General features: G+C 62.9%; 5 protein-coding genes. 4 read left to right on the top strand and 1 reads right to left on the bottom strand.

Annotation, left to right across the window (positions count from 1 at the left end):
* Positions 1-448: 448 nt before the first annotated feature.
* Positions 449-3,328, bottom strand: coding sequence for a TonB-dependent receptor (locus tag AC1KVG_RS17225; RefSeq protein WP_481095200.1), 2,880 nt, complete (start codon positions 3,326-3,328; stop codon positions 449-451).
* Positions 3,329-3,597: 269 nt separating this feature from the next.
* On the opposite strand from AC1KVG_RS17225, the gene AC1KVG_RS17220 reads away from it, so the two are divergent.
* From AC1KVG_RS17220 to AC1KVG_RS17205, 4 genes are all read left to right on the top strand, one after another.
* On the top strand, positions 3,598-5,571 hold the full coding sequence (locus tag AC1KVG_RS17220; RefSeq protein WP_481095199.1) for a transglycosylase SLT domain-containing protein: 1,974 nt from the start codon (positions 3,598-3,600) through the stop codon (positions 5,569-5,571).
* Positions 5,572-6,361: 790 nt separating this feature from the next.
* Positions 6,362-7,597 carry a multifunctional CCA addition/repair protein gene (locus AC1KVG_RS17215; protein ID WP_481095198.1) on the top strand — a complete coding sequence of 412 codons (1,236 nt, stop codon included), beginning with the start codon at positions 6,362-6,364 and terminating at the stop codon, positions 7,595-7,597.
* Between the two features lie 118 nt (positions 7,598-7,715).
* The gene (locus tag AC1KVG_RS17210; protein ID WP_481095197.1) at positions 7,716-7,982 is read left to right on the top strand and encodes a DUF6229 family protein; all 267 of its coding nucleotides are present in this window, start codon (positions 7,716-7,718) and stop codon (positions 7,980-7,982) included.
* A 6-nt stretch (positions 7,983-7,988) separates the two neighbouring features.
* The gene (locus AC1KVG_RS17205; RefSeq protein ID WP_481095196.1) at positions 7,989-10,862 is read left to right on the top strand and encodes a type 2 lanthipeptide synthetase LanM family protein; all 2,874 of its coding nucleotides are present in this window, start codon (positions 7,989-7,991) and stop codon (positions 10,860-10,862) included.
* Positions 10,863-10,866 lie beyond the last annotated feature (4 nt).

Raw genomic sequence — 10,866 nt, 5'->3', positions numbered from 1 at the left:
CGCAGATCATCCGCTCTACACGTGATCTACCCACACTGTCCGATCATTTCGAAACGACGGAAATTTCGACTCGTCGCGCAGTTTGGGTGTATCAAAAGCCCAAGTCGAAAGCTTGGGTCGTCGAGGGCGCGGTGCCCTCACCGCTCGCGGGACACGCCGCAAGTACGTCCGTGTAGGCTCGGTCGCGGCATCCATGCCGCCACACGGTCCCGCAATCGGTGAGGACACCGCACCAGACAGTTCGCCGGTTACTTTGCTGAAAGCTATGCACGCCTATCAACTTGATTGGTCCTTGCCTGCCCACCGTCGCGGGACCTTACGCGGCATGGATGCCGCGTAAGAGCCTACATGGACGTACTTGCGGCGTGTCCCGCGATGGTGGGCGGGCAAGGGCCTTGCAGCAAAGCCGCAGATCATCCGCTCTCCGCTCTACGACTGACCTGATGGACTAAAACTTCAAATCCACACGCGCATACCAGAAGCGCCCACCGGGAATATCGTAAGTGGATGCGTCATAGCCGTTGAGGGAGCACGACAGGCACAGCGGCGGATCCTTGTCGAACACGTTGTTCAAACCGGCCGTGAGTTGCAGACCCTTGAGCCAATCGACGCGATAACCCACCTGCGCATCGTGATAAGTGATCGCATCCAGCTGATTGGTGCCCACGGCAGGATCGGAACACACCGCAAATTCCACCGCATCGCCGCATTGCTCGGTGAGTTTGGAAATGTGGCGCGCCGTCCATGATGCCGTCCAATTGCCTAGCGACCAATCCAGCACTGCATTGCTGGTCCACTCGGGAATTGCACTGTCGACCACTTCGATGCCTGGCCCCTGCGGCTGCAGTTGCCCTGCCGCACCGAGCGCCTCGTAACGGCCCACGAAGGTGTTCTGCCACGACAACTTGAAGCGGCCCAAGCCAGTTTCCGGCAGCGTCCAGAACAGATCCACATCCCAACCATCGGTCTTGATCGAACCCAGATTGGTCAACCGATTGTTGAACGCATTGATGCCCCCGGTGGATGCACGCGTGATGCCGTTGCAGTACAGCGCGTCCAACGTATCCACGCACAGATCCAGCTGCGTCTGCGCATTGATCGCCTGGATCGCCCCATCCACATGATGGCGATAGAACGTCATCTCCAGATCGAGCCGATCCGACCAGCTCGCATTGCTCGCAAAGCCCGGGCTGAACACGAAACCGGCACTGAAACTGCGCGAGCGCTCAGGATCCAACTGCTCGTTGCCCCCCGTGGTGACCGAGATCTGCTGATTGGCCTGTTGATAGCCCACCGGTGCACCGAGCGCAGCGCAGTTGGTAGCACTGCCACGCGGCGCGGTGCCGCCCAGCCCGATCGAGCATGGATCCGACAACTGCAGATCCGCGCGCGCCGCCGAACCGAACAACTCACCGATGGTCGGCGCACGGAAGCCTTCTGCATAGCTGGTGCGCAACACCAACTCGTCGGTGACTTGCCAACGCAGGCCGTACTTGGGCGTGAACTCGCCGCCGAAGGTGGAGTAATCCGAATAGCGCCCGGCGATATTCAAATCGAGTTTGTCGCCCAACGACGAGTTGGCGAAGATCGGGATATTGAGTTCGAGATAGGCTTCGTTGACGTCGTAGCTGCCCGAGGTCGGCAACGACGGCACGCCGTTGTAGCGGCCTGCCACGGTGAGCGGATCGGGCTGATACGAACCCTCGTACTTGCGGTACTCGTAGCCGGTGGCGAACGACACCGCACCGCCGGGCAACTGGAACAACTCGCTGCTGAGGTTGGCGGTGAACAGGCTCAATTCGTTCTGGCTGCGGTCGCGCACCACCGGCTGGATCCAGCGCAACATCTCCGGCGTGATGCTGCCGGCGCCACTGAAGATATCCAATGGCACGCAGCCGGCCACTGCCGCACAGGCGGCCGGATCGCCCAACCCCAGATTGATGTTGAACAGGTTGTAGCTACCGTAGTTGGTCTGCTCGGCCTTGTTCTTGCTGTACATGCCGTTGACGTCCCAGAACCACGTGCGCGCCGCGCCTTCGAAGGTGCCCACCAGACCGGTGCCGAAGTATTGCGTATCGACCTGCTGCTCGAACCGACGCGCCCCGCCTTCCACCGGGCGGCGACCGATCTGGATCAGGTTGGTGGAGGAGTTCAACTCGAAGCCGAAAGGATTGAACGGATTCAGCGCCGAAATCACGATGTTGTCGGCCAGCGGATTGCCGGTGCCGGCATCGGGGCCGAGAAAGATCGGCTCGGGTGCAGCCTGGTTGGTCGACTCGCGCCGGTTGCCCAATGCTTTGACATACCACTGCACATCGTCGTTGAAGTAATAGCGAAATTGCGCAAACACGCCCTTGCGCTCGGACGGTGTCAGCAGCAGATTCTGTTCGGCGAAGTTGTAACGGTCAGCGGTGCCGAAACAGTGGTAGTCGTCGCTGCGTGTACACCCCGCACTGCCATCGTATTGCGGCGTACCCACACCGGCATTGGGCGTGAGGTTCTGACGCACACCGGTGTTGGGGTCGACGAACTGGAAGCGCCCATCCGGCGTTGCCGAGCTGGCGAAGGTCAGCCCGGTGCCCGGAATCGGAAAGCGGGCCTGCGCGCGGTCGCGTGCATAGATCGGGTCCTGCTTGACGTAGCTGGCACCCAGAAACAGGCTGAAATCCTCGCCGCTGGTGCCCCAGGCCAGGTCCATGCCCTGGTTGGCGCCATCGCCCTTGCCGTACTGCCCGTAGTTGAGCGTGACCTGCGCACCGTCGAAGCTGCGCCGGGTGATGATGTTGACCACGCCGGCAATCGCATCCGAACCGTACAGCGACGAAGCGCCGTCTTCGAGCACTTCGATGCGCTCCACGATCGCCAACGGAATGGTGTTGAGATCGGTCGACGAGCCCACGCCGGAGGCCGAAGATTCGTTGACCCAGCGAATGCCATCCACCAGCACCAGCACGCGCTTGGAGCCCAGATGGCGCAGATCCACCTGCGCCGAGCCTGCACCCACACCACCACCATCGGGCGGAAAGCCGAAATTGCCGGACGAGTTGAACTTGGCATTGAGCGCCGAGCCGGAAGCGGTGAGTTCCTGCAGCACCTCGCCGATCGAGGTCAGGCCGGTGCGTTCGATGTCGGCACGGTTGAGCGTCTGGATCGGCACCTGGCCCTGCAGTTCGGCGGTTTTGATACGCGTGCCGGTGACCTGCACGCTGTCGAGCGTGCGCGTGCTCGGGGCGGCCTCGGGCTGTTGCGCCCAGGCGAGTGTGGGAATCAGACACAACGACAACTGCACGGCCAGGCATGACCGATGAGGGCCAATCAGACGCTTCATCCGTTCTCTCTCCAGAAGGATTTCAAGTATCCGCACGCCCCCGTGCCCTGCGGTCCGCCCCAACTTTTAAACGAAACCTTAACGCGCCGCAAGCTGGCAGTGCAGCACTGCGCAGCAGATCGCAATGGCTGCCATCGCACGCCCACGAACGCGAGCGTGCGATGACGCGTTCCCTCACGCGCTACGCCTGCACGCTGAGATGTGTGCGTTCGCAGCGCTGCAACGCGTATTCACTCAAGCGCTCATGCGTGCTTCGGTATCATCGCGCAATGACTTATGCCCCCCGTCTTGCCACTGTTTTCGTCGGCCTGCTGTGCCTTGGCAGCACTGCGCTGCATGCCCAAAGCCTGGACCCGCAACTCACCGCCATGCGCGATGCCATCGCCGCTGCAGAGCGCGGTCAATCCGATGCCGGTCAACTCAGTGCGTTGAGTCGCCATCCGCTGTATGGCTGGCTGGAATTCGCCACGCTCAAGCGCAGCATCGACACCGTTTCCAATGCGCAGGCGCAGGGGTTTCTGCAGCGCTATGCGGGCCAACCGGTGGCGGAGAGCTTCCGCAGCACGTGGCTGCCGGCGGTGGCACGGCGCCAGGACTGGACCACGCTGCTGGCCAACTGGAAATCCACCGACAACCTAGGCCTGCGCTGCGCACAGCTCACTGCGCGTCAGGCCACCGGCAAGCTGGACGCACAGTGGAGCCGCGATGCGTTGACGTTGTGGCGTAACGGAAAGGCGCTGCCCGATGCCTGCGATCCAGTGGTCGCCGGGCTGGAGTCGCGGGGCGAACTCACCCCGGCACTGCGTTGGGAGCGGGTGGAAGCCGCTGCCGATGCACAACTGCCAGCGGTGATGCGCACCGCCGCGCGCGGCTTGCCGGCGGCTGATCTGGCACTGGCCACCGATTACGCCGCCTTTCTCGACAAGGTCCACCCGCGTGCACTGGGTTGGCCCAAGACCGAGCGCAGCCGTGGCATCGCTGTCGATGGGTTGGCCAAGCTGGCCAAGAGCGATCCGGACGCGGCCGAGCAGCAGTTGCCGCAACTGGCTACCGCGCTCGGCTTCAGCGAGGCGCAGCGCGGCCAGGTGCTGTACCAGATCGCGTTGTGGACAGTGGCCTCGTACTTGCCGGATTCGGCGCGCCGCCTCAACGCAGTGCCCGATGCCTCGTACGACGAACGCCTGCACGAATGGCGCGCGCGTGAGGCGATGTCGCGTGGCGACTGGCCGGCTGCATTGGCCGCGATCCGCAAGATGTCCGCCACCCAGCGCAGCGATTCGCGCTGGCAGTATTTCGAAGCGCGCCTGGCCGAGAAGACCGGCGCTGCTGCGGCCGCACAGCCGCTGTATCGCGCGGCCGCACAATCGCCGACCTTCCACGGCTTCCTGGCCGCCGATCGTCTGCAGCAGCCGTACCGGCTGTGCCCGTGGGAGCCCAAGGACAACCCGCAAGCCAAGGCGGCCGTTGCGCGCGATCCGGCATTGATCCGCGCGATCGCCTTGTTCCAGATCGACCGCCCCGGTTGGGCCGTGGCCGAGTGGAACGATGCCGCCACCCGCTTCGACGACACCCAACGCCGACTGGCCGTGCAAGTGGCCAGCGAGAACGGCTGGTTCGATCGCGCGGTGTTCGCGCTTGGCAAGCAGCCGGACGAACAACGGCTGTATGCATTGCGCTTTCCACTACATCACGACGACAGCATCCGCCGCGAAGCCGCCAAGAACGCGATCGACCCGGCCTGGGTGGCAGCAGAAATTCGTGCCGAAAGCATCTTCAATCCACGCGCCCGCTCGCCTGCCAACGCGATGGGCCTGATGCAGGTATTGCCGGGCACTGGCGCCGCCGTGGCCAAGGGCATCGCCCTGCCCGGTTACGCAGGCGCCACCAGCCTGTACGAGCCGGACACCAATATCGCCATCGGCACCGCCTACCTGCGCCAGTTGCTCAACACTTACGGCCTGCCCTACCTCACCATCGCCGCCTACAACGCCGGCCCGGGCCCGACCGGGCGCTGGCAATCGCAGCGGCCCAACTTCGATCCGGACTTCTGGATCGAAACCATCAGCTACAAGGAAACCCGCGAGTACGTCGCGCGCGTGCTGGCCTTCAGCGTGATCTACGACTGGCAACTCAACGGCGACATGCTGCCGTTGAGCGACCGGCTGATGGGCAAACTGGTGGACAAGCGCTTGAAGCCGGTGTGCACGCCAGGCCAGACCGCCAACAACGCGGCACAGGAGTGAGTGCAAGTCGGCCGAACGGACGCACCTGTGGCGTGTCCCGCGATTGTGAGCGAGGCAAGGGCCCTGTAGCGAAGTCGAAGGTCAAACGCTCTACACATGATCTATCCGAACTGCCCACAGTCCAATACAACCAAAATTTCGATGTGTCGCGTTCTTTAGTTGCGGTCGAATACTCGGCTCAACAGCCTAGTCGGTCGAGGGCGCGGTGCCCTCGCCGCTCGCGGGACACGCCGTGAATCCGTCCGTGGAGGCTCGGTGGCGGCATCCATGCCGCCACACGGTCCCGCAATCGGCGAGGACACCGCACCAGGAAGTTGGCCGGTGGTCGGGTCAAAACCTGCCTATCGCTACGTCTGCCATGGGACGCTGAGAAGGTTGTAGGTCACTTGTTGAAAGCCCGCTTGTTTCTCCGCTTGTCTTGGGAAGCTGATTGAGCGCGCCGTTATCTAAGCAACCCACGTCAGGCATTGCTTACACCATGCACACCGACCATCTCCACTGGTCCTTGCCCGCCCACCGTCGCGGGACCTTACGCGGCATGGATGCCGCGTAAGAGCCTACACGGACGTACTTGCGGCGTGTCCCGCGACGGTGGGCGGGCAAGGGCCCTGCAGCCAATCAAAAGATCAGCGCTCTCCGCTCTACGACTGATCTATCCGCACCGACCAACCGCTGCGATACGCTGAGATTTATGTGTTGGCATCACTTGGCCACCCAAGCCTAGCCAGACGCCAACCACAATCAGTTCGCGTTGTTTCGACTCGCGCACCGCATCGGGCATCATATGGCGATGAAGATCTATCTCGTTGGCGGCGCAGTCCGCGATGCCCTGCTTGGTCAGCCTGCTGGCGACCGCGACTGGGTCGTGGTCGGTGCCGATCAGGCACAGATGGAAAGCCTGGGCTTCAAACCGGTGGGGAAAGATTTCCCGGTATTTCTGCATCCGCGTAGCGGTGAGGAATATGCGTTGGCGCGTACCGAGCGCAAGTCCGGGCGTGGCTATCGCGGCTTCGTGGTGGATGCCGACCCGTCGGTGACGCTCGAAGAAGACCTGCTGCGCCGCGACTTCACCATCAATGCGATCGCACGCGACGAAGACACTGGCGAGCTATTCGATCCCTACGGCGGCGCGCACGATCTGCAAGCACGCGTGCTACGTCATGTAGGCCCGGCGTTCGTCGAAGATCCCGTGCGCGTCTTGCGCGCAGCGCGCTTCATGGCGCGACTGGCACCGTTGGGTTTCACTATCGCGCCAGAGACCGCTGCATTGATGCGCGAGATGGCCGCCAGCGGCGAACTCGACAGCCTGGTGCCCGAACGCGTGTGGCAGGAGTTGCGTCGCGTACTGGCAAGCGCACAGCCCTCTGCATTTTTGCGCACCCTGCACGACACCGACGCACTGCGCGTCATCCTGCCGGAAATCGACGCGCTGTATGGCGTGCCGCAACGCGCCGAGTTTCATCCTGAAGTGGATACCGGCATCCACCAGGAAATGGTCAGCGACATGGCTGCGCGGCTAGCGCCGGGCGATGCGCTGGTGGGCTTTGCCGCGCTCACCCACGATCTGGGCAAAGCACTCACACCACCCGACGAATGGCCACGCCACATCATGCACGAACAACGTGGCGTCGCCCCGCTGCAAGCCCTGTGCGAACGCCTAAAGGTGCCGCAAGAGTATCGCCAGCTTGCCGTCACCGCCTGCCGCGAGCACCTGAACGTGCATCGCCTGCCCGAACTACGCGACCGCACCGTGCACGAACTGCTGATGCGCTGCGATGCCTTCCGCCGCCCCGAGCGCATCGCACAGCTCGCCCTGGTCTGCGAAGCAGACAAGCGTGGCCGACTGGGCAGCGAAGACGCAGCCTATCCGCAGGGCGAAGAACTCAAGCGCTTGCATGCTGCTGCGCTCGCCATCAACGCACGCGACCTGGCTGCAGAAGGTTTGCAAGGCCCGCAGATCGGTGAGGCATTGGCGAAGGCACGGATTGCAGCAATTGCGGCAGCGCGCGTGCTCGGCCGCAACTAAGGCGGCTGGGGCCGCTACCCACATCGGTTATTTGCGGACGTAAGTATCAGTTTTCAAACCATCACACCGCTAGGATCAAGACGCGGCAGCATCTGCACGCGCATCCTCTCGGTGATAAATGGGCTCGATGTTCGTGCCAATTTTTTCAGCCTGCCGCACCACAACCGTCGCACCTCAATTCAAGACAAAGGATCTGCTCATGAGCGAAGAGAGTCGGAACGATCTGGTGGAGTATTGGCGCAGTCATGCCGGCGATGACAATCCTGCCGGTCCGTTGTTCGTAAGCGGCGCGTATGCAGAGGCAGACATCGGCTGCGAGGCGGCTGCGGTGACCGAGCAGTGCGGCACCATTTGTACGGGGTCAGCCACGTTCCAGTGTTGTTGAGGCGGCATGGTCTCCGGCCAGCATGGCGGTGACTTCGGCACGTCGCTGGGCTGCCTGATTTCGTCACCGATCGAGAAACTGGCAGTCCAGCTCAGCGAGATGGCCTCGCTTGAACAGAGCGAACGCGATGTCATCCTCCAAGCAACGCGCGATACGTTGCTGGCAGCGCTGCATGGCAAGCTCACCCGACTTCTGTTATTGGAACTCAATGCTGCGCGAGTCAACGACAAACTCGATGGCGATACCGCAGAACAGCGCTGGCTGGAGTTTCAGCAACTCACCTGCGCGTCAGATTACTGGCAATCACTGGCCCCGCATTATCCTGGCCTGATCGAACGTATCGATACCCTGATTGCACACCGGTGTACTGCAGCGGCAATGTTCGCGCAGCGCTTGTGTAGCGATCGAAACACGTTGACGACCTTGCTGCTCACGGCGCCCGGCGTCCTTCTGGAACTGGCGTTCGGAGCTGGCGATAGCCATTGTGGCGGCCAAAACGTGGCGCTGGTGCGCTGTACTGGCGGCCAGTTGGTCTACAAACCAAGATCGGTCGCGATCGATCTGGCACTGGCAACATTTGTCGGCATGCTCGCGGAGGCTCTGCCCACCAGCATGCGCGTTCCTCGTGCCATCGATCACGGCGCTTATGGGTGGGTTGAGTTCGTCGCGCATCAACATGCCGGCACGCCGGCCGGGCAGCAGGATTTCTATCGCGGCATCGGTCATTGGTTGGCGGTCATGCGGTTACTGGCCGGCACCGATCTGCACGCGGGCAACCTTATTGCGCATGGCTCCTCGCCAACGGTGATCGACTGCGAGACGCTGTTCACTCCGCGTCTTCCTGCTCCTCCGTCAGGGCTTGGCGATGCGACGGATCTGGTGGCTGCCACGATCGCAGGCACGGTCGCCAACATCGGACTGCTGCCCGGACGTGCCACCGGGCTTGGATGGCGCGGGGTCGATCATTCGGCGCTGGGATCGTTGCCCGGCCAGCAGCCGGACGTGCCGCAGCCTGCTGTGATCGATGCGGGAACCGATCAGGCGCGCATCGGGATGGGCATGGCGCGCGGAATGCCGAACGCACAGAACCATCCGGATGCACGCCCCGAACTGGCGCGCTATTGGCCCGATGTGCTGAGCGGCTTCGGCGAAATGACGCAAGTGTTGCAGCAGTTGGACGCGCGAAATGGATTAAGTCCACGCCTGGAACAGTTCGCCGGCTGCGTGGTGCGCTTCGTTGCGAGGCCAACCGAAACCTACGCCGAAATCGGCCGCATGCTCTGGCACCCGGTGTCGCTGCATAACCCGGCGCAGGCACGCCAACGCGCGTATGACTTGATGCTGCGCATGGCCGACAACGTGGGATCGGTGCCTCACGACCCCGCCATTCTGCAGGCGGAGATCGACGACCTGCTGGCTGGCGACATCCCATATTTTTTCGCCATTACCGACGATGGCTGCCTGAAAGGTCCAGGAAAAACTCACTGGAAGATTGCCGACAACCTGATCGCCGCCGCGCTAGCGGATTGGCGCAACGCCGATTTCGCGCTCGAGCGTGAAGTCATCCACGCCTCGCTGATCAGCGCGTTCGTCAACGACGGCTGGATGCCGGAAGATCGCTCGTTGCTGCCAGTGGTGCCGCGACGCGGCAACATCGAGCAGCGGCGCAGGCAACAGCTTTCCGCACTGATGCGTCGATTGGTTGAGCATGCAGTCGTGGGCAAGGACGGCAGCATCGCGTGGCTGGCACCGGTGCTGGCCGCCAATGGCTGGTCGGTGCAACCGCTCGGGCCGGATATGTATAACGGCGTTGCTGGCATGGCGCTGCTGCTGGCGGCCTACCGGCGCGAATCCGCCGAAGGGCGGGCCGATCCGGTGGATGGCATCGACCACTGCCTGCAGGCCTGCGTCACCACCTTGGCAATGGGCGATGCCAAGCGACGTCGACTCATCCGCGATGGAATCCGTTTCCGCCCACTGCCGCCTGGCGGTTATATCGGACTGGGATCGCAGCTGTGGGCATATCTGGTGCTTGCCGATTTCGGCATCGATGCTGTGTTGGAACATGCTGCAGCGCTGACGCAGGAATTTCCCGATGCCGCGCAGGCCGACCAGGTGTTCGATGTGCTGGCCGGTTGCGCCGGTGCGATCGTGCCGCTGATTGCGCTGGCCAAACGCACCGGCGAGCAACGTCATCTGGAGACCGCCACGGTGATCGGCAATCGTATCTGCCAGGCGGGCACGCGCAATGGCGACACGATGCATTGGACGCATACCCGTTGGCCCGACGGCATTGGAGGCTTTGCCCACGGCGTGACAGGGATCGGCTGGGCATTGACCAAACTGGCGCGGGTGACGGAAAGCTCGCTGCATGCGGGTTGTGCAGAGGCCGCCTTCGCCTTCGAGGACACGCTCTACGACCCCACGTATGACAACTGGCGCGATCTGCGCATGCTGGCCGGCAACCCGACTGCAGCGGCCTGGTGCCATGGCGCAGTCGGCATCGGTCTAGCGCATGCAGACCTGGATCCACAACTAACCCATCCGCGCACCCGCCAGGTCCTACGGATCGCCGTTAACGCAACTGCCCGCCAAGGGCTTGGCTGGAATCACTGCGCCTGTCATGGCGACTTGAGTGCATGGGAGTTGTTCGACACCGCAGCGCGTCTGCAACCAGAGATGCACGGCAACGCACCCGCCGATCTGCTGGACAGCGTGCTGACCAGTATCGAAGATCACGGCGCATGCTGCGGTCTGCTGCGCGACACCTTGTCGCCCGGCTTGATGCCGGGGTTGGGCGGCATTGCGTATCAATTGCTCAGGACGCATCCGCAACATCGGATCCCATCGATTCTGGTGCAGGGAGGACTGGGTTTGTAACGCC

The organism is Xanthomonas sp. NCPPB 3959, from assembly GCF_056675575.1.
The sequence above is the reverse complement of the archived record's forward strand: the minus strand, read 5'-3'. Positions and strand labels throughout refer to the sequence as shown.

Excerpts from the sequence above, each read along its gene's own strand:
- AC1KVG_RS17220 (WP_481095199.1), top strand. The coding sequence starts at position 3,598 with ATGACTTATGCCCCCCGTCTTGCCACTGTTTTCGTCGGCCTGCTGTGC.
- AC1KVG_RS17205 (WP_481095196.1), top strand. The coding sequence starts at position 7,989 with ATGGTCTCCGGCCAGCATGGCGGTGACTTCGGCACGTCGCTGGGCTGC.
- AC1KVG_RS17225 (WP_481095200.1), bottom strand. The coding sequence starts at position 3,328 with ATGAAGCGTCTGATTGGCCCTCATCGGTCATGCCTGGCCGTGCAGTTG.
- AC1KVG_RS17215 (WP_481095198.1), top strand. The coding sequence starts at position 6,362 with ATGAAGATCTATCTCGTTGGCGGCGCAGTCCGCGATGCCCTGCTTGGT.
- AC1KVG_RS17210 (WP_481095197.1), top strand. The coding sequence starts at position 7,716 with ATGGGCTCGATGTTCGTGCCAATTTTTTCAGCCTGCCGCACCACAACC.